Origin of the sequence: Pseudomonas aylmerensis (assembly GCF_001702265.1) — a bacterium.
Taxonomy (GTDB): domain Bacteria; phylum Pseudomonadota; class Gammaproteobacteria; order Pseudomonadales; family Pseudomonadaceae; genus Aquipseudomonas; species Aquipseudomonas aylmerensis.
The window spans coordinates 247,530-265,501 of sequence record NZ_MAUE01000010.1; the positions used below are offsets into that span (position 1 = coordinate 247,530).

Below are 17,972 nucleotides of genomic sequence, written 5' to 3' on the forward strand. Positions count from 1 at the left end.
CCGCGCCCTTCAAGGGACGCGGGCCAACGCCGCTCACTTCACATACTCGATCCCGGTGATCCACCAGCACACTTCGCCGCCGGGCGTCTGCACAATGGCCTCATCATCGACTTCCTTGCGCAACAACGCGCGGGCCATCGGTGAGTCGATGGAGATATAGTCCATCCGGTCATAAATCTCGTCATAGCCGACAATCCGAAAACGCTTGGTCTCGCCCTGCTCGTTTTCGATATCGACCCAGGCGCCGAAAAACACCTTCCCTTCCTGCTCGGGCATGTACTCCACCACGCGCATGTCTTCCAGGCGCTTGCGCAGGTAACGGACCCGGCGATCGATCTCGCGCAGCAATTTCTTGTTGTACTGGTAGTCGGCGTTTTCGCTGCGGTCGCCCAGCGAGGCAGCCCATGTCACTTTGCGCGTGGTGTCCGGGCGCTTTTCGCGCCACAGGTAGTCCAGCTCTTTCTTCAGCGCTTCATGACCTTCTTTGGTAATCAGCTTGGTACTCAAACGCATGCATCCCCAGGCAATGTCCATAGGTGCCGATCGGCCAGGCAATCATGCCCTGGCGTCGGCTGGCTGGCGTTGATGATAAATGAACCCGGGAAAGTAGCCAGGCCGGTCTAGCCATCCAGGACCTGATCCAGGTCCAGCAGCATCGCGCGCAAGCTTTGGCGCAGGTTCGACACCTGCGACGTCATGACCTTCAGCGCTTCTGTTCTCTGGCTGACCGCCAGCGACTGGTCATGCAGCTGGGCAATGCGCTGCTCCAGCTCTCGAGACCTCTCATCGGACTGGCTTTGTTCCTGCTGCAATCGAGCCTGCCATTGGTCAAGCGCCGCCTGCTGTTCGATGACGGCGAGCTTTTGTTGGGTCAACTCCTGTGCGACACGCGCCAGGTTGGTCAGTGTACTGTCCACCTCGAACATGGCGTTCTGGTCCATGGCCGCGGGCAATCCAGATTGCCCCCGCGGCTCCGGCGCGGGCGGCATCACAGGTTCAGCCTGCACGCGGTTTACCGGCATTTCGATCGCCACCGGGCGCGCCTCTTCGACAGGCTGTTCGTGCTCAGGTACACGGGCAGGGTCGGCCGCGATCGCTGCCCTGGGGGACGAGCTTAATTTCGATGAAAAGCGAATGGACGGCACGATCAATGACGCGCTTTCGATTGCCGGCAACGCAGGCGCGGAAATGCCCAGGGTAATCACCTTCATCACCAGCGCTTTCTTGATGATCACCGAGTGGTGATCCTCGGGCCTGGCAGGCGGCAGCTTGCAGCCTTTCAAATCGACAAAATGATAGGGCAACTGGGTTTCCGTAACGCCAGCGGCTTTTGCACCCGACGCCGCCAACGTCAGAATTTGCTTGAACACATGCATGGCAACTTGCAAGTCGTCCCTGGACTCGACACCACCGAGAAAATACCGTTCGGCTTTTTTACGCAATGCCGCGATGTAAACCCTGGAACTCCCCGGTTCAACTTCTTCATCGAGGCTGTAAACGAGGAAGTTGGAGGCAATCTGACCAACAGCAAACCCACAGAGCAGTGCGCCGTTGACCGGTGCATCCTGACCATCGCGTTCAAGAACTAGGGTACGTAGCAGCATCATGATTATCAGGCCTCGTTACACAGCGCAGAACGTCTATACAAACATCAAATAAACATTCGAAATTTAAAAGTCAACACACACTCCAATTGTTTCAGCGATGTACCGGGCACACACGTAGGACTTCTCTTATTAATGCTGATCGTCGTTCCCAAAAGCGATGATTATCCGTACCCTTTTTAAAATCTCCCCCTTAACGTCATACCAAACTTATTCGGTAAACACATGATCGAAATAAGCAACGTGACAAAATACCTGGACAAGAAAAACATTATCAGTGATCTCTCATTCAGCGCCAATCAACACGAATGCCTGGGGCTTTTTGGAGAAGACCCTGCTGTTAAAACGCTACTGTTGAATATACTTTCCGGTACAACTTCGCCTTCCAGTGGACACGTCACTGTCCAGGGTATCAACCCGCAAGTTCTCAAGATAAAGAAAGCGATCGGCTATCAACTGGACCGGGATCTCGGTCATCCAACGATGTCGGCAAACGCGTTCCTGCATTTCATTGCCAGCATTCGTGGGTTCCGCGGCGCAGAAAAACGCGCGCGCGTGGAACACGCCGCCATGCGACTTGAGTTGTGGCCCATTCTCAACGCGCCCCTCGACACACTCTGTACTGGATGGAAACGTAAAGTCGCGATTGCCCAAGCCATCCTGCATGGGCCGGCCTTGTTGTTACTGGATGAGCCGACCGAAGGACTGGCACCCGATCAAAAACACACCTTCAGGGCGCTTATCAGGTCGTTGACGCAGGAGATGACAGTGATCATCGCGTCCCGGCACTGCGATCAACTGTCCGAACTCTGCACACGGGCGCTGGTGCTTGCGGGCGGGCGTCTGGTGGCCGATACGCCACTGCCTGATCTGCAACGCGATTCCCGTCATTTCCAGGCAGTTACCCTGACCGCGCAAACGCCTCTGGACCTGCTGGCGCTCGCCGTCCTGCCAGGCGTGGCGGGCATCGAAGAGCATCGCCACGCCCCCGGCACGGTGACCGTGCTGGCCATGCCGGGCCATAACATCTCCTCACACATTCACACACTCATCGCCAGTCGTCGGTGGCAAATCAGCTCGCTGCACCAGGAGTCAGGCCGCCTGAACGATGTGGTCCACCACCTGAGCCGAGAGGCCACTCTTTGAAATTGCTGCCCGTCATTTTCAAGCGCCAACTCGCCAGTTATGCCTGCACACCCGGCACCTACCTGAGCGTGGCGATTTTTTTAGTACTGTCCGTGGCCTTGGGTTTTCACCTCAGCCCGTGGCTGGAGCAAGACAGCAGCACCTTGCAGGTTTTTTTCCAACTGCATCCCTGGCTTTACTTACTCTTGATCCCCGCCCTGGCGGCGCAACTCTGGTCGGATGAGGCGAATGCCGGTTTTCTCGAACTGATGAAAACATTGCCCGTCACCCCCTTTGAGTGGGTGATCGGCAAGTTCCTGGCTGCCTGGGCTGTAGTCGGCCTGGCTCTGCTGTTGACGTTTCCGCTGGTCATCATCGCCAATTATCTGGGCAAGGCGGACAACGCTGTTATAGCCTCGCAATTTTTGGCAAGTTGGCTGCTGGCGGGCAGTTATCTATCTGCCGGTTGTTTCATCTTCACTTGCGTCCGTCAGCGTACCGTCGTCGTCATACTGACGATGGGCTTACTGCTCACCGTCAGTGGACTTTCATCTTTACTCGATGCTCTGGAACATCAAGCGCCCATTTGGGTTATCGACAGTTTGAGTTCCCTCAATCCGCTTTCAAGATTCAGCAGCCTGGACGATGGAAAATTTGCACTTCGCGACATTCTTTACTTCATTAGCATGATCCTGGCCTTCCTCACTGCGGCGACCATCACCCTTAATTACAAGCATCGCTGAGAAGGAAAGCCCCATGCGATCCACTCTGCGTACCGGCATGACACTTATTGTCTTGCTTTTACTATTTCTCGCGTTCAACCTGGTCTGGATAGTTAAACTTCCCGACATTCGCTGGGACTATTCCCGTTCACAGATCCACACTTTATCCCCCACCGTACGGCACTTCCTGAATGCCCTGGAAAGCCCGGTAGACTTGTATTACTTCAACGCCAACAACGCCCCAGCAAGAAGTCCCGCGATGAAACGCTATGGCAAGCGTATCGAAGACCGGCTCAAGGAATATGAAAAAGCCGCCCGAGGCATGCTCAACCTGCACATTATCGAACCTGCACGTTTTTCAGAGGATGCCTACAAAGCGGAGCTATTTGGCCTAGACGATGAGGCCGGTTTTCTGGGCCTTATCGGTACCCGCGCCGGTCACGGTGCGCAACGCATCGAATCATTCAGCCTTGATCGTGAGCCCTTGCTCGACTACGAAATCAGCCACTTGATCTATAAGTTGCAACACCCTGAGCGCCCCATTGTCGGTCTGATCTCAGGGCAAGCGATGGAGGAATCCGCAGGGCGGCTGCTCAAGACCGTGCAGCAGCACTTTAACCTCGCGCTGCTGGAGTCGACGACCGTGCGCATCCCGGAATATGTCCAGGCACTGATGGTGGTGCAGCCCGCCGCGTTGTCCGAGCAGACTCTGTATGGCATTGAACAATTTGTATTGAAGGGCGGCAGGTTGATGATGTTTATCGACCCCCTGGGCGAGCAACGCTCAGGCCGTGCGCCAGCCAATACTCGATTGCACGAACTGCTGGCCGCCTGGGGGATCCAGATGCCAGCGGATAAGTTGCTGGTCGACGGCCTCTATTCGTCTTGGACTGAGCCGGGCCCCGGAAGAAACGCGGAGCGGTACCCGGCCCGGTTAAACCTGCCACGGCAGGCGATGAACACGCAGGATGTGAGCACCTGGAAATTGAACACCGTAATCGTATCCAGCAGCGGCGCTGTCTCTCGCCTGGCTAAAAGTCGCACGACATTTACCCCCCTGCTGTACAGCTCCGAGCACGCCGAGCTGATGGATACCGAGCGTTTCGTGGACGTCACCGCGCGTGACGCATTGGCTGACGTGCTGCCCAAGCAAGGCAAACGCCATGTAATTGCGGCCCGTATCGAGGGGCCGGCTTATTCGGCATTTCCGGAAGGCATCAAGGGTCAACCGCCGGGCGTGCAAAAAGCGACACAGATCCATGTCGTGGTGGTCGCCGACACCGACATGCTCACCGATCAGCTCAGCCCCGCGACGCCTGACAGCAACGCACTGTTTATCTTGAATACACTGGATAACCTGTCCGCCCTTGAAGCACTGGCCAACGTTCGGCCGCGTACGCCAGCGAGCAACTCACCGACCCTGCTGGAGGCCATGCGCAACGCCGCCGAACAGACCTATCGCGGCAAGGCCTATGAGGTGGAACGACGCCTGCAGCGAACGGAACAGGAATGGCGGCAGTTGACGCCACAAGTGATCAACCTGGGCACCCAGGCAGTGGACACCAGGACGCAATTGCAGGCCCTCAATAAGGAGCGCCTGCGTTTGCCCATGGAGTTGCACGCCTTGAAGGCCGAGGCATACGCGCAGATCAATCGCCTGGAGCTGGCGATAAAACTGGGCGTGACCTTCGCGATCCCGCTGATGTTGTGCCTGGTTGCCTGGCTGGTGTTTCTCGGCCATCGTCGACGACGCTTGAACGGCGAGGCCGCACGTCGCTGAACCTCAACGCCTGGCAATCAGCCCTTGCCGGGCAATGCGGGTCAGATGGCCGATCACTTCAGCTGCATTGACGGCGCTTGGAGCCTGGATGACCGCGAGGTCAAAGCTGTTGTTGGCAAAACGGGCGAGAGAGTCGCCGTCTTCCACAAACTGGATCAGGAACGCCGATGGCCGCCCGGTACGACGCGGCCAGCCATCCAGGTAACGCAACAGCGTCGGCTGGTGCTTGCCGCCCAGGAGAATTTTCGGATTGCGTTGAGTCAGGTCCGCGGTGATCGGGGCCAGGCGTATCAGGGGGCGTAGTGCATTCATCGTGTCGTGTCTCTGCCTCAAAAGTCTGCGGGCAGGTGAGAGGCAACACCGAACCAGCGCTTTAGCGGAATTTCAAAGCTGTCTCGGCATGGGAGAACAAGCTTCTGTCGGGCTGCATAGAGTCCCGGTGGCGCCCCGCAATTAGCTGTTTAAATCGGCGCATGAGCGGCATCCTAGAGAAGCCGCAGGGGCGATGTCAAGAATGGCGGGCAACGAAAAGGCCCGCACATGGGCGGGCCTTGTCGGTTTTCCAGACGTCGATCAGCGAGCGATGGCGCGGTCTGCAGACAATTTGCCGGCACCTTCCAGCAGCACTGCCAGTGCGCCACCGAGCAGCGCCAATGCGAACTCGTACCCATTATTGGCCATGAACAGACCGTTATGGATATGCACCGAGAAGATCGCCACCAGCGACAGGATGGTCAAGCCCAGTGCCGCCGGGCGAGCGAGCAAACCGATGATCAGTGCCAGGCCGGCGAAGAACTCGGTCCCGCCCGACAACAGTGCCATCAGCGTACCCGGTGCGAGGCCGATGCTTTCCATCCACTGCGCCGTGCCGGCCAGGCCGTAGCCACCGAACCAGCCAAAGAGTTTTTGCGAGCCGTGGGCCGCGAAGATAATGCCGACAACAATGCGCAGGACAGTCAGGCCGTAACCGGCACGGGTGGTCAGGAGGCTTTTGATCAGTGGGCTCATGCTTGTAATCCTTTTCGAAACAGGGGTTGGTTGGCCGCCATATTAATCAGTTTAAGCAATGTTAAAAGCGCAAAAACTGCCCTATCAATATCGAATTAATCGATTACTTCCGTGAGGCAATTTTCGGCGCTGGCGGCTCCAGGGACTCCCGCTCCCGATCGAACGCCAAGTAGTACTTGTTGACGCTATTAACATAGCTGACGCCGCTCATGCCCACCTGCTCCATGGCAATGCGTTCAACCTGGAAGAACCACTGGTTGGGGTTGAGCCCCCGGCGCTTGGCCTCGGTGCGCATGCCCTGGACGCGCTCCGGGCCCATGTTGTAGGCCGCCAGTACAAAGGCCATGCGCTCGCGCTCATTGAGCTTGGGGCTGGCGAAAAACTTGCGGCGGATCATCGCCAGATAGCGCGCACCGGCCTGCACATTGCTGTCGAGGTTCTCGATATTGTTGACCCCCACCCGCTGCGCCGCCGACGGCGTGATCTGCATCAGGCCGGTGGGCCCGCCGCTGTTGCGCGCGCCGGGGTCGAGTGCCGACTCCTTGAAGGCCAATGCCGCAAGGTTCAACCAGTCCATGCCCTGCTCGCGCGCATGTTTTTGCAGGACCGGGCGCAGCTTCTCCAGGCGCTGGCGGTCGACCCGGGCCAGCGGATTGCGCACTTGGTACAGGCGCCGATAGATACGCTGGAACGCGACATCCTGGTCGGAGGGCGTGCGATAGGTCTTGAGAAATCGATCGATGCTGGCCCGCAGCATCGACGCGTCCTGGCGCACGAACCAGTACTCGTCACCCGGTTCGCTGATCGCCACCTGCTTATCGAAGCGCAATTTGGGCAGGATCTTCGACCAGCGCTCGGCAATCGGCTTCTCGACAATGGTCAGGTGAAAAATCCCCGCCTGGACCATCTCCAGCACGTCCTCCACCGCGAGCGTCGGGTCGACCCATTCCACCTTGATCGACGGCTGCTTGTGCAGCGCCAGCTTCTGATTGACCTGGCTGATGGCATCCGCCGCCGCGCTGCCAGTGGTCAGCGCCACGGTCCGGCCAGACAGTTGCTCCAACTTGGTAAACCGCCGCTCGCCCTTGACCCCCACCAGCCACAACGGCACACCGCTGGCGATCGGGTCACTGGTGCTGATCTTGTGTGCGGCCTTCACATCCAGCAGTTCACCAGGGGCCACCAGGTCGCCTTCGCCACGGGCCAGCGCGCCAAGGAGTTGGTCCTTGGCCTTGGGAATGATCTTGAGGTTGATTTCCTGGCCATCACGGGCGTGGCCATTGAGGTACTGCTCGAAGGCACGCAGGCGGTGATATTCCACCCCGATAGCCTGGCCCTGCACTTCACCAGAGCTATTGCGGCTTTGGTTGACCAATACGCGCAAGGTGCGGCTGGAGCGGATCTCCGCCAGGTCGCGCACCTTGCTGGGCTTGGTCACTTCCAGCGGCCCGTCCAGACGCGCAACCGCCGCCATGGGCAGCAATAACGTCAGGCACAACATAAGCAACGCCGAGGGTCGGATCATCCGCTCTCCGGAAAGAATACTGGCCAACGCTCTCGCGAAAAACGAGGCGGTGGGCGTCAGAAACAGAGCGCTTTATGCGCTGGCAAGGTACGCAACGGCGACACTGGGTCAGGCGGTCGGCCGACCACAATGTCACTTGCGACGTTCAAAGACAGCTATAACTCGTTGTAGTTCTTCGATTTTCTTATAAATCTACAGCTCTGATATGCTTTCCGGCCGCAGGCGGAGATAGCACCATGCAACTCATTGATATCGGCGTCAACCTGACCAACCCCAGTTTCGACGAGAAGCACCTGGCCGTTCTCGAGCGAGCCTATGCCGCTGGCGTACAGCAATTGGTACTCACCGGCACCAGCGTCGACGGCAGTGAGCAGGCCCTGGAACTGTGTTTGAAACTCGATGAAAGCGGCCAGCGCCTGTTCAGTACGGCCGGCATCCACCCGCATTCCGCCAGTGACTGGAACGGCGACAGCGCCCAGCGTTTGCGCGGCCTGCTCAGTGAAAGCCGCGTGCGTGCCGTGGGCGAATGCGGGCTGGACTTCAATCGCGACTTTTCCCCACGCCCGCAGCAGGAGAAAGTCCTGGAAGAGCACTTGGCCCTGGCCGTCGAGTTGAAACTCCCGGTATTTCTGCATGAACGCGACGCCAACCAACGCCTGCTGGAAATCCTCAAGGACTACCGCGACCACCTCACCGCCGCCGTGGTGCACTGCTTCACCGGCGAACAGTCGACATTGTTCAGCTACCTCGACCTCGACTTGCACATCGGCATCACCGGTTGGATCTGCGACGAACGCCGTGGGACACACTTGCACCCGCTTGTGAGGGAAATTCCCCGTGGCCGTCTGATGCTGGAAAGCGACGCCCCCTACCTGCTGCCGCGCACCCTGCGGCCCAAACCAAAAAACGGCCGCAACGAACCGGCCTACTTGCCGGAAGTACTGCGCGAAGTCGCGTTGCACCGCAACGAAAGCGTGGAAGACCTGGCCGCGCACAGCACCGCCAGCGCGCGCGCGTTTTTTGGCTTGCCTGCCGTGGATTGATGCGGCGCATTGACCCATGTCAAAACCGCCTTCCTGAGTAGCGGCACAATAATGGCACCTTGCCAATGCTGTTTCCGCTATCAGAGAAAACCTTCCATGGGTGCCTGGCTTAGCAATATCTCGCTGAAGTACAAATTCTGGGCCGTCAACGCGGTCGCTTTCATCACCACCCTGCTGCTGGTGCTGTACGCCGTGCAGCTTGAACAACAGGCGCGCAGCGATGCGTCCCAGGCCTCGGCGCAGGCCCAGGCGCGATTGCTCAGTGCCTGGCCGGCGGAAAAGGCCCTGCCCACAGATGAGCACTGGCTGACATATGCACAAGGCCAGATCCCACAACGAGCTGACCAGGATCTTTCAGCCCTGAGCGGCGCCAACGGCTGGATCGACCTCAACCGTATGCCGTTGTTTGGCGAGAATCCGCTGATGGGCGCCGAAGTGATCGCGCGCCCCGACGGCCAACAGGTCGCGGTGTTGGCGTATGCCCCCAGCCTGAGCCAAGTGTTCGGCGAACGCTTCGCCAACTATGCGGTGGCCGTATTGATTCTGATGCTGGCGATGCTCGGCGCTTCGCAGTTATTGATCCGCTTCCTGCTCAGCCAGCTCAATACCCTCAAGGACGTGATGCTGCACGTGGAGAAAACCGGCGACCTGTCGGCCCGTGTGCCCTTGGCCTGCAAGGACGAGGTCGGCCAGATGGCCAGCGCCTTCAACGCCATGCAAGCCGGCTACCAGCGGGTGGTCAATACGGTGGCACGCACCGCCCGGCAACTCGACGAGGGTGCCGCGCGGCTGGCCAGCAGCATGAACGAAGTGCAGCACGGCATGCTCGGCCAGCAAAGCGAGACCGACCAGGCCGCCACTGCTATCAACGAGATGACCGCCACCGTCTACCACATTGCTCAACATGCGGGTGCCACGCGCGACCTGTCCCAGACCGCCGACACCCTCGCCGGCAGCGGCCAGGAAGTGGTCACCCGCGTGCAGCTCTCAATCGCCGGGCTGTCCACCGGCGTGCAACAGACCGCCGAAATGATCCAGAAACTGGCCGAGGACAGCCAGAAAATCAACGGTGTGGTCGGTGTGATCCACAGCATCGCCGAACAGACCAACCTGCTCGCGCTCAACGCCGCCATCGAAGCCGCGCGCGCCGGCGAAATGGGCCGGGGGTTCGCCGTGGTTGCCGACGAAGTGCGCAACCTGGCCAAGCGCGTGCAGAGCTCCACCGACGAAATCACCCGCATGGTCTCGGCGCTGCAAGCCGGCACGCGCGACGCAGTGGACTTCATGCAGGAAAGCTCGTTCAAGGCTGACGACTGCGTGCAACAAGCCCAGGAGGCCGGCGCCGCACTCGCCGAAATCACCGGCGCCGTGGCGCAAATGCGCGAAAGCAACACCCAGATCGCCGTCGCCGCCGAACAGCAAAGCCACGTCGCCGAAGAGATGAACCGCGCGGTGGTAAGCATCCGTGACGTGACCGAGAACACCGTGCAACAGACCGTGGACTCCGCGACGACCAGCAACGAACTGGCGACGCTGGCTGGGGAACTGAGTAAGGCGATCGGGCAGTTGAAACTGTAGGACTGTTCAACCTGTAGTCCCCACCCTACAACAAGGCCTCGGTGAACCTGAGGTTTTGCACGATGCAAAGGTATTGCAGCGGTCCTACGACCGCATACCTATTCTTACGTATCCGATGCACAGGGACGACCCTGACTGCGCTATTTTGACATGACGGTAACCTGTCAAAAATTGCCCTCTATGACCCCAATAGCCAGCCCCAATTCGCCCCCTCACCCAACCCCACCTAGACTCTCTGCATGTTGTTTCAACGGACAGAGGATTCACCACCATGGGCAAACGTCATCCCAATCTCCCCGCCTGGCAATGGCGTAACTACCCGCAGAACCATCAACACCCGACCAACCTGGCGTTGCACCTGATTGCGGTGCCGCTGTTCATCATCGGGTTTCTGTTGATTGTGTCGGGGGTGTTCAGCCTGAGCCTGGCCAGTTTCGCCATTGGCGTTGTCGGCATTCTCGCCGGCCTGGCGCTGCAGCGTCATGGGCATAGCCTGGAAGCCCAGGCCAGTGAGCCATTCAGTGATCGTAAAGACGCAGTGCAACGCCTGGTGGTCGAGCAGTTCGTGACCTTCCCGCGCTTTGTGCTGAGCGGCGGCTGGTGGCGTGCCTGGCGCCAGCGCCACCGGCATTGAGGTCAGGCGAAGACCACCACAGTCTGGCGGCTCAGGGCGATCAGCTCGCCGGTCGGGCTCCACAGCGCAGCAGCGGCATGGCCATAGCCGTCACGGGCGTGTTCGATGTTGACGTGGTATTGGCACCAGTCCAGGGTCGTCAGGTCCTGCAGCGGCTGGATAAATTCGATGGTCCACGTCAAGGTGCTGCCTGGCGCTGGCTTCTTGAGGTGCGGCAGCAAGGCCGGCGGCCAGGCATCGACCAGGGCGAGAATATGCGCCTCGGTCAGCGGTTCTTCTTTGACATCCCCACGCAATCGCACCCAACCGCCCATGTCGCGGGACTTATTGCCGGTGAACGGCAAGCCGCCGACACTCCAGCGCATCGCCAGGTGGCGCATGAATTCAGGGGTGACCCCCTTGATATAGGGCAACTCCTGGCACTCATCCCAGTGCTTGAACACCGGCGCTGGCTCGCTCGCCACATCGATTTCCGACGCGCGAGACCCGCCGAAACTGGCCTGGACCAGTGTCGCCACTTCACCGTTCTGCACCACACGGCCAAGCAATTGGCTGACCGCCTTGCCTTCGCGCAAGACTTCGACTTCATAACTGGCCGCTACGTCAGGCGCTACCGGGCCGACGAAAGTGATTGCCAGCGAGCGTAATGGGCGATCCGCCGGCACCTTGGCGCGCAACGCTTCGTACTGCAAGGCGGCGACCAGGCCGCCAAACGTGGCGCGGCCCTGGGCCCACTCGGCGGGAATGGTGACGTCCAGCGGGTGGTTTCGGGCGGCGTCGAGCAAATCACTAAAGCGCATGGCGACCTCACATCAAAAGAAACAGATGAAGGATCTTAACCATCGAGCCAGCAACGTACAGCGCTTATTCCGGCCAAAACCCGGACCGTTTTAGAAACAATCGGCGCTGAGCTTATCCAGCACGCGGTCCGCCTGCCCTTGCGCCTTGGCCATGGTGCGATGCCACACGGCAACACACGGCTGCAAATCCGCCTGGTGTTCGGCCTGGGCCAGCCACTGCCAGCAGTCATGCCAGTCGCCCAGGGCACCTTGGGCCTTTTTCAGGCGCGACATGGCGTTGGCGGGCAGCTTGTCCAACTCGGGATAAGCCTCGGCGGCGTAACGCACGCGCTTGATCAACAAGCGCAGGCGGTGGCGATCGTGCTCAGGATCCTTCAGGGCTTGATCAAGTTGGTGCCATTGCTTGGCCAGTCGTTTCTGGATTCGCGGACGCAGGCCCTTGAGCAATTTCTGATGTTCGCTGGCGCGGATAAACCGTGGGAATGCATCGAGGATCAGCAGCAAATGCGCAAGTTCTGCGCCTTGCGCCACGTGGCGATACGCATCGGGTTGTAGGCGCATGCGCCGATCAGCGGCCTCGTGGTGGCCATGCGCGTGCAAATACGCCGCCAGCACCTCACGGTCACGCAGCGGCGTAGTCAATTGGCCGACCGCGCGGGCGGCCGCCTCAACCTGTTCCACCCCGGGCAGCCCGCGCAAGGGGCGCAACAGGCTGCGCAGGCGGCGCACAGTAGTGCGCAGATCATGCAGGGCTTCATCGTCGGTGACGGCAGCGAGGCGAGCCTGGCAGCTCAGTAACCCTACTTCCAGGCCAATGACCTGAGCGACTAACTGATCGACCAAAGCTGACATCCCTTCCCCCTTGACGATGAAAATCCCGGCTGGCTCACGCTAGCGTAGACGGCTTAGCGGCCGGCGCGCGACTCACGAATATAGAACCGCGCTTTCTCGGCCTTGTTGGAGCAGCCTTCAAACGCTTCGAATTGCTGTTGGGTCTTGGCGCCGGTCAACAAAGACAGGGCCTTGGAGTAGCTCACGGTGCCGGCAAAACCTTCAGCCTTGGCCAAGTCCAGTTCGTGCCACGCTGCATCCAGTTGCGTGCCGCAGCTGTCGCGGTACGCGGTTTTCCCGGCACAACCGGCCAGGGCCAACACGATCACAGGCACACACATCCAGGCTTTCATTGATGACACCTCAAATAAAGAAAAACAGTCGTACGCTGTAGACGTTTCCTACAAGGAAAAGTGCCTTATCAGTCAACCTGAAATCGAACTCGCCTATTGCCAGAGCATACCCGAGCCGCATGGCTTTCCTGGAAAAATACTGCATGCCCGCACGAAGATTGAAGCCACCCCCTCAAAAGGTGCATTGTGGGTGCTTGCCTAGGGGAGGACATCGACCATGAAAAAGCGTGTTGCCTTGGTGCTGGGCTCCGGTGGGGCGCGGGGCTACGCCCATATCGGGGTGATCGAGGAAATCGAACGGCGCGGCTACGACATTGCCTGTATCGCCGGCTGCTCCATGGGCGCCGTGGTCGGCGGGATCTACGCCGCCGGCAAGCTGGACGAATATCGCAACTGGATTGAGAGCCTCGACTACCTCGATGTATTGCGCCTGGTGGACGTGAGCTTTCGCCTCGGCGCGATTCGCGGCGAGAAAGTCTTCGGGCAGATCCGCAAGATCGTCGGCGAGATCAATATCGAAGCGCTGCGCATCCCTTACACCGCCGTCGCCACTGACCTGACCAACCAGCAGGAGATCTGGTTCCAGGAGGGCTGCCTGCACCAGGCCATGCGCGCCTCGGCGGCGATCCCGAGCCTGTTCACCCCGGTGATGCAAGGCAACCGCATGCTGGTGGACGGCGGCCTGCTCAACCCGCTGCCTATCGTGCCGGTGGTGTCGAGCCATTGCGACTTGATCATTGCGGTCAACCTCAACGCCACCAATCAGAAGCACTACCAGTTGCCGGTGATCCAGCGTCCGCCGGCGTTCAAGAGCCGTTTCGACAGCCTGGTGAAGTCCCTCGGCTCACACTTGCCGTTTCGCCGCAAACAGGCCGAGCAGTTGTTGAAGCTGGAGCAGGAAGCCCTGCAGGCCCAGGCGGCCGAGATCAACCCGTGGCTGGAGTCGGCCGAGCCGGAATCCCAGCAACCTGCCGCCGCGCCGGAAAAGGCCGGGGCACCGAAGTCGGCGACTGGCTCGTTCATCATCGACAACGTCGGCCCGGCGTCATTGCTGGACCTGATCAACCAAAGCTTCGAGGTGATGCAGACGTCGCTGGCGCAGTACAAGATCGCGGGCTACCCGCCGGATATCCTGATCAACGTGCCGAAGCGGGTGTGCCGGTTTTTCGAGTTCTACAAGGCGCCGGAGTTGATCGCGCTGGGGCGGGAAATTGCCAGTGACACGCTGGATCGGTATGAGAGTGAGCAGCGCTGACAGGTGGGTGGTAGCTGAGGGCCTCATCGCGGGCAAGCCCGGCTCCCACATTCAATCGAGTTCGCCCTCTGGAATGCGGACGAATGCAGGAACTGGCCTGCAAAAATGTCGTCCCCCGTCACAAAAACCAGACAAGCCCAGGCCCCACATTCAATCGAGTTCGCCCTCTGGAATGCGGACGAATGCAGGCGCTGGCTTGCCTGCGATGACGCCCGTCCAGGCGCCGATAAACTCAAGCATTCAACAACCGGTAACCCACCCCCGCCTCGGTCACGATAAATCGCGGCTGGGTCGGGTCATCCGCCAGTTTCTGGCGCAGATGGCCCACCACGATGCGCAGGTAGTGGCTGTCATCGGTATGGGTCGGGCCCCAGATATCCTTGAGCAGTTGCTGCTGTGTAATCACCCGCCCCGGATGCCGCGCCAGTTGTGCGAGCACCGCGTATTCCTTGCGGGTCAGCGCCACTTCGACGCCGTCCAGCAGCACGCGGCGGTAGGCCAGGTCGACGGTCAAGGGGCCAAACCGCAACGCCGCTTCCTGGGCTTCCCCCGCCGGGGCCTGGCGCAGTAGCGCGCGCACGCGGGCGAGGAATTCCTGGATGCCGAAGGGTTTGGTCACGTAGTCATTGGCGCCACCGTCGAGGGCCTCGACCTTTTGCCCTTCGCTGGCCCGCACCGACAACACCAGCACCGGCACCATCGACCATTCGCGAAACTCGCGCAGCACCTGCTGGCCGTCCATGTCAGGCAGGCCGAGGTCGAGCACCAGCAAGTCCGGCTTGCTCAACGCCGCCTGGGCCAAGCCATCGTTGCCGGTGCCGGCCTCGATCACTTTGTAGCCCTGGGAGGCCAGGCTGATGCGCAAGAACTTGCGGATCTGCGGTTCGTCATCAATGACCAAAATCGTCGCGGTCTGGCTCATGGTGTCCAATCAAATTCCGTGGAGAAAAGAGGGTAGCTCACGGCTCGCCTTCCAGGCCAGGCTGGGTCGGCAACGGCAGGAATAAAGTGATGCAGGTGCCGCGCCCGTCGATGCCATCGGCCACGCTGATATGCCCACCATGGGCACCAACCATGCCCTGGCAGATCGCCAGGCCCAGCCCCGTGCCCTGCCCGCCGCGATCGCCTCGGGCGGCGGTGTAGAACATATCGAAAATCTTCGCACGCTCCTCCTCGGGAATCCCCGGGCCCTCATCGGCCACCGCAAAAAACAGCTGGTTGTCAGAGACACCGGCGCTGAGCTGCAAACGGCCCTGGGGCGGCGAAAAGCGCGCGGCGTTTTCCAGCACATTGACCAGCGCCTGCTCGATCAACGCGGCATGCACATACAGCAACGGCAACTCCGCCGGCACCTGGGTGCTGACCTGCAGCGGCGCCAATACGGCACGCAAACGCCCGAGTGCGCTGCCGACGATGTCGCCCGGCGACACCCAATCGCGCGCCAGCTTCAGGGCGCCGTGGCCGAGGCGCGTCATGTCGAGCAGGTTCTGGATGTAACGGTCGAGGCGTTCGGCCTCATCGCGGGTACCTTCGAGCAATTCGCGGCGATCCTCCAGCGGGATCGCCTCACCGAGCGCCAGCAGGCTGTCGATACTGCCGCGCATGGACGTCAACGGCGTGCGCAAATCATGCGACACCGAGGCCAGCAACGCGCTGCGCAGTTGCTCGGTTTCGCCGTGCAGGCGCGCCGACTCCAGCTCCTGCGCCAGTTGCGCCCGCGCCAACGCCTGGGCCAGCGGCTGGCTCAGCGCAGTGAGCAAGCGGCGGCGTTGGCCACTCAACTCCCGGCCGGGCTTGGCACTCACCCCGAGCAAGCCCAAGGGCCCCTCCTCACTCGACAGCGGCCACCACCACCAACGACCGAACGGCAAGGTGCCGGTGCCCATGCCTGCTGGCTGGTCATGCTGCCAGGCCCAGTCCGCGGCAGCGCGTTCGGCTTCGGTGAGGGTCAATGGGCCACCGGTCTCGACCTTCCAGCCGCCCTGGCCATCGCGATTGACCAGGCACAGGTCCAGGTCGCTCCAACCTTCCAGATGATGCGCCGCCGCACTGATCACCGCCTGCCGATCGGTGGCAGCCGTGAGTTTGCGCGACAGGTCGAGCAATTCGCTGGTTTCTTCCTGGGTATCGCGCAACGCCTGCAACTGCCGGCGCTGGCGGGCAGCCAGGTTACCGGTGAGCGCGGCCATGAGCAGGAAGAACAGCAGGGTCAGCACGTCCTCTTCGCGCTGGATGGCGAAGGAAAAATTCGGTGGGATAAACAGAAAGTCGTACGTCAGGAACGACAGCGCGGCACACACCAGCGACGGCCCAAGACTGCTGCGCACCGCCACCAGCAATACGGCGGCGAGAAACACCAGGGAAATATTCGGCAGCGGCAACACACTGGACACCGCCCAGGCCACAGCCGCAGCCACCACGGTGGCGAGCACCGCCAAGGCGTAGTCGAACCACACCAAGCCGCGCACATCCGGCAGACGCGGCGGTGCGGGGATGTCGTCGCTGTCGAGCACGTTGATTTCCAGGCCCCGCGCATTGCGCAACAGCCGTGCGGCCAGGCCACCACCGAACACGCGGCGGCGCCAGCGCATCCGCGATTGCCCAACCAATACCAGGCTGGCACGGCGTTCGGCGGCATGCTGGATCAAGGTCTTGGCCACCTCCCCCGCACGCAGCAGCACCACTTCCCCGCCCAGGCGCTCGGCCAGTTGCTGGGCGTTTTGCAGACGCAGGCGCGACTGCTCATCGCGCGCGCGGCCGTTATCGATATGCACCAGGCTCCACGGCAAATGCCGGCGCTGGGCCACGCGACTGGCATGACGCACCAGGCGCTCGGCCTGCGCATCGCCATCCACGCCGACCAGCAAACGACCGCGCACCGCTGGCGCAGCCTGGCCCAGTTGGCGATAGCCCTGGGCCAAATCGTCATCGACGTGGGCGGCGGCGGTCTGCATCGCCAGCTCGCGCAGCGCCATCAGGTTGGTCTGGGTAAAAAACGCATCGATGGCCGCGCGAGCCTGCTCCGGCACATAGACTTTGCCGTCGCGCAGGCGCTCCAGCAGTTCGCGCGATGGCAGGTCGATCAGCAGCAGTTCATCCGCCTCTTGCAGCACCCAGTCCGGCAGGGTTTCGCGCACCTGCACGCCGGTGATGCCACGCACCTGATCGTTCAGGCTTTCCAGGTGCTGGACGTTGACCGTGGTAAACACGTTGATGCCCGCGGCGAGCAGTTCCTGGATGTCTTGCCAGCGTTTTTCATGCCGGCTGCCGGGGGCATTGCTGTGGGCCAGTTCGTCGACCAGCACCAGCTTGGGCTTGGCGGCGAGTAGACCATCGAGGTCCATTTCCTCGAGCATCACGCCGCGGTATTCCGTGCGCAACAATGGCTGCTGCGGCAGGCCGCTGAGCAAGGCTTCAGTCTCGGCGCGCCCGTGGGTCTCGACCACGCCGGCGATCAGCCGCACCCCCTGGCGCAACTGCGTGTGCGCCGCCTGGAGCATGGCGTAGGTCTTGCCCACTCCCGGCGCGGCGCCGAGGAAGACTTTGAGCCGGCCACGGCCATCCCGGGGCAGATCGGCTAAGAGGGCGTCGGCGCGGCCGGAGTCGCTCATGCGCGAGGGTTCCTTCAGGTATTCATAGGGAGTCTGTCACGCCGTCATCGCGGGCAAGCCCGCTCCCACATTAGGCATGCATACCCCTGTGGGCGCGGGCTTG

17 protein-coding genes are annotated in these 17,972 nt (G+C 60.9%); 7 read left to right on the forward strand and 10 right to left on the reverse strand.

Annotated features, from left to right (window positions below; genetic code table 11):
* Window positions 1-33: 33 nt before the first annotated feature.
* Together greB and BBG20_RS07330 are read right to left on the reverse strand one after the other, a co-directional pair.
* On the reverse strand, window positions 34-507 hold the full coding sequence (gene greB, locus BBG20_RS07325) for a transcription elongation factor GreB (protein ID WP_016972352.1): 474 nt from the start codon (window positions 505-507) through the stop codon (window positions 34-36).
* Window positions 508-620: 113 nt separating this feature from the next.
* Entirely contained in the window at window positions 621-1,607 is a 987-nt protein-coding gene (locus BBG20_RS07330) for a hypothetical protein (RefSeq protein WP_065901731.1), read from the reverse strand.
* A gap of 222 nt (window positions 1,608-1,829) precedes the next feature.
* On the opposite strand from BBG20_RS07330, the gene BBG20_RS07335 reads away from it, so the two are divergent.
* From BBG20_RS07335 to BBG20_RS07345, 3 genes are read left to right on the forward strand one after another with little or no spacing between them, the layout of a single operon-like run.
* Window positions 1,830-2,750, forward strand: a complete 921-nt coding sequence (locus tag BBG20_RS07335) for an ABC transporter ATP-binding protein (protein ID WP_065901733.1) — start codon at window positions 1,830-1,832, stop codon at window positions 2,748-2,750.
* Window positions 2,747-3,472: an ABC-2 transporter permease gene (locus BBG20_RS07340; protein ID WP_065901735.1), complete on the forward strand. Its 726-nt coding sequence runs from the start codon at window positions 2,747-2,749 to the stop codon at window positions 3,470-3,472. Before BBG20_RS07335 ends, BBG20_RS07340 begins: the two co-directional genes overlap by 4 nt.
* Before the next feature lie 13 nt (window positions 3,473-3,485).
* Window positions 3,486-5,231 (forward strand): Gldg family protein, encoded by a 1,746-nt coding sequence (locus BBG20_RS07345; protein WP_065901738.1) that lies wholly within the window; start codon window positions 3,486-3,488, stop codon window positions 5,229-5,231.
* A 3-nt stretch (window positions 5,232-5,234) separates the two neighbouring features.
* Here the strand turns inward: BBG20_RS07345 and BBG20_RS07350 are convergent, their stop codons facing one another.
* The 3 genes from BBG20_RS07350 to BBG20_RS07360 form a co-directional block, all read right to left on the reverse strand.
* Complete coding sequence (locus tag BBG20_RS07350) at window positions 5,235-5,543, reverse strand: hypothetical protein (RefSeq protein ID WP_065901740.1); 309 nt, start codon at window positions 5,541-5,543, stop codon at window positions 5,235-5,237.
* 261 nt (window positions 5,544-5,804) lie between these two features.
* Window positions 5,805-6,239, reverse strand: a complete 435-nt coding sequence (locus BBG20_RS07355; protein ID WP_065901747.1) for a DoxX family protein — start codon at window positions 6,237-6,239, stop codon at window positions 5,805-5,807.
* Between the two features lie 103 nt (window positions 6,240-6,342).
* Window positions 6,343-7,764 (reverse strand): MltF family protein, encoded by a 1,422-nt coding sequence (locus BBG20_RS07360; protein WP_065901750.1) that lies wholly within the window; start codon window positions 7,762-7,764, stop codon window positions 6,343-6,345.
* Between the two features lie 236 nt (window positions 7,765-8,000).
* Between BBG20_RS07360 and BBG20_RS07365 the strand changes: the two genes are divergently transcribed.
* The 3 genes from BBG20_RS07365 (at window position 8,001) to BBG20_RS07375 (ending at window position 11,019) form a co-directional block, all read left to right on the forward strand.
* On the forward strand, window positions 8,001-8,807 hold the full coding sequence (locus BBG20_RS07365; RefSeq protein ID WP_065901752.1) for a TatD family hydrolase: 807 nt from the start codon (window positions 8,001-8,003) through the stop codon (window positions 8,805-8,807).
* Between the two features lie 96 nt (window positions 8,808-8,903).
* Entirely contained in the window at window positions 8,904-10,385 is a 1,482-nt protein-coding gene (locus tag BBG20_RS07370; protein ID WP_065901753.1) for a methyl-accepting chemotaxis protein, read from the forward strand.
* A 271-nt stretch (window positions 10,386-10,656) separates the two neighbouring features.
* Entirely contained in the window at window positions 10,657-11,019 is a 363-nt protein-coding gene (locus tag BBG20_RS07375) for an Mpo1-like protein (protein ID WP_065901754.1), read from the forward strand.
* 2 nt (window positions 11,020-11,021) lie between these two features.
* Here the strand turns inward: BBG20_RS07375 and BBG20_RS07380 are convergent, their stop codons facing one another.
* The 3 genes from BBG20_RS07380 to BBG20_RS07390 all read right to left on the reverse strand — a co-directional run bounded on the left by BBG20_RS07380 (window position 11,022) and on the right by BBG20_RS07390 (window position 13,003).
* On the reverse strand, window positions 11,022-11,819 hold the full coding sequence (locus BBG20_RS07380; protein ID WP_065901756.1) for an acyl-CoA thioesterase: 798 nt from the start codon (window positions 11,817-11,819) through the stop codon (window positions 11,022-11,024).
* A 90-nt stretch (window positions 11,820-11,909) separates the two neighbouring features.
* On the reverse strand, window positions 11,910-12,671 hold the full coding sequence (locus tag BBG20_RS07385) for a CHAD domain-containing protein (protein ID WP_065901758.1): 762 nt from the start codon (window positions 12,669-12,671) through the stop codon (window positions 11,910-11,912).
* Between the two features lie 53 nt (window positions 12,672-12,724).
* Window positions 12,725-13,003, reverse strand: coding sequence for a hypothetical protein (locus tag BBG20_RS07390; protein WP_010176194.1), 279 nt, complete (start codon window positions 13,001-13,003; stop codon window positions 12,725-12,727).
* Between the two features lie 217 nt (window positions 13,004-13,220).
* On the opposite strand from BBG20_RS07390, the gene BBG20_RS07395 reads away from it, so the two are divergent.
* Window positions 13,221-14,258: a patatin-like phospholipase family protein gene (locus BBG20_RS07395; protein WP_065901760.1), complete on the forward strand. Its 1,038-nt coding sequence runs from the start codon at window positions 13,221-13,223 to the stop codon at window positions 14,256-14,258.
* Between the two features lie 232 nt (window positions 14,259-14,490).
* Here the strand turns inward: BBG20_RS07395 and BBG20_RS07400 are convergent, their stop codons facing one another.
* Complete coding sequence (locus BBG20_RS07400; RefSeq protein WP_065901943.1) at window positions 14,491-15,180, reverse strand: response regulator; 690 nt, start codon at window positions 15,178-15,180, stop codon at window positions 14,491-14,493.
* Window positions 15,181-15,217: 37 nt separating this feature from the next.
* A complete protein-coding gene (locus tag BBG20_RS07405; protein ID WP_065901761.1) occupies window positions 15,218-17,869 on the reverse strand; it encodes a sensor histidine kinase in 2,652 nt (883 codons plus the stop codon).
* Window positions 17,870-17,972 lie beyond the last annotated feature (103 nt).

Excerpts from the sequence above, each read along its gene's own strand:
- BBG20_RS07360 (WP_065901750.1), bottom strand. The coding sequence starts at position 7,764 with ATGATCCGACCCTCGGCGTTGCTTATGTTGTGCCTGACGTTATTGCTG.
- BBG20_RS07350 (WP_065901740.1), bottom strand. The coding sequence starts at position 5,543 with ATGAATGCACTACGCCCCCTGATACGCCTGGCCCCGATCACCGCGGAC.
- BBG20_RS07335 (WP_065901733.1), top strand. The coding sequence starts at position 1,830 with ATGATCGAAATAAGCAACGTGACAAAATACCTGGACAAGAAAAACATT.
- BBG20_RS07375 (WP_065901754.1), top strand. The coding sequence starts at position 10,657 with ATGGGCAAACGTCATCCCAATCTCCCCGCCTGGCAATGGCGTAACTAC.
- BBG20_RS07390 (WP_010176194.1), bottom strand. The coding sequence starts at position 13,003 with ATGAAAGCCTGGATGTGTGTGCCTGTGATCGTGTTGGCCCTGGCCGGT.
- BBG20_RS07400 (WP_065901943.1), bottom strand. The coding sequence starts at position 15,180 with ATGAGCCAGACCGCGACGATTTTGGTCATTGATGACGAACCGCAGATC.
- BBG20_RS07395 (WP_065901760.1), top strand. The coding sequence starts at position 13,221 with ATGAAAAAGCGTGTTGCCTTGGTGCTGGGCTCCGGTGGGGCGCGGGGC.
- BBG20_RS07330 (WP_065901731.1), bottom strand. The coding sequence starts at position 1,607 with ATGATGCTGCTACGTACCCTAGTTCTTGAACGCGATGGTCAGGATGCA.
- BBG20_RS07345 (WP_065901738.1), top strand. The coding sequence starts at position 3,486 with ATGCGATCCACTCTGCGTACCGGCATGACACTTATTGTCTTGCTTTTA.
- BBG20_RS07385 (WP_065901758.1), bottom strand. The coding sequence starts at position 12,671 with ATGTCAGCTTTGGTCGATCAGTTAGTCGCTCAGGTCATTGGCCTGGAA.
- BBG20_RS07380 (WP_065901756.1), bottom strand. The coding sequence starts at position 11,819 with ATGCGCTTTAGTGATTTGCTCGACGCCGCCCGAAACCACCCGCTGGAC.
- BBG20_RS07365 (WP_065901752.1), top strand. The coding sequence starts at position 8,001 with ATGCAACTCATTGATATCGGCGTCAACCTGACCAACCCCAGTTTCGAC.
- BBG20_RS07355 (WP_065901747.1), bottom strand. The coding sequence starts at position 6,239 with ATGAGCCCACTGATCAAAAGCCTCCTGACCACCCGTGCCGGTTACGGC.
- BBG20_RS07405 (WP_065901761.1), bottom strand. The coding sequence starts at position 17,869 with ATGAGCGACTCCGGCCGCGCCGACGCCCTCTTAGCCGATCTGCCCCGG.
- BBG20_RS07370 (WP_065901753.1), top strand. The coding sequence starts at position 8,904 with ATGGGTGCCTGGCTTAGCAATATCTCGCTGAAGTACAAATTCTGGGCC.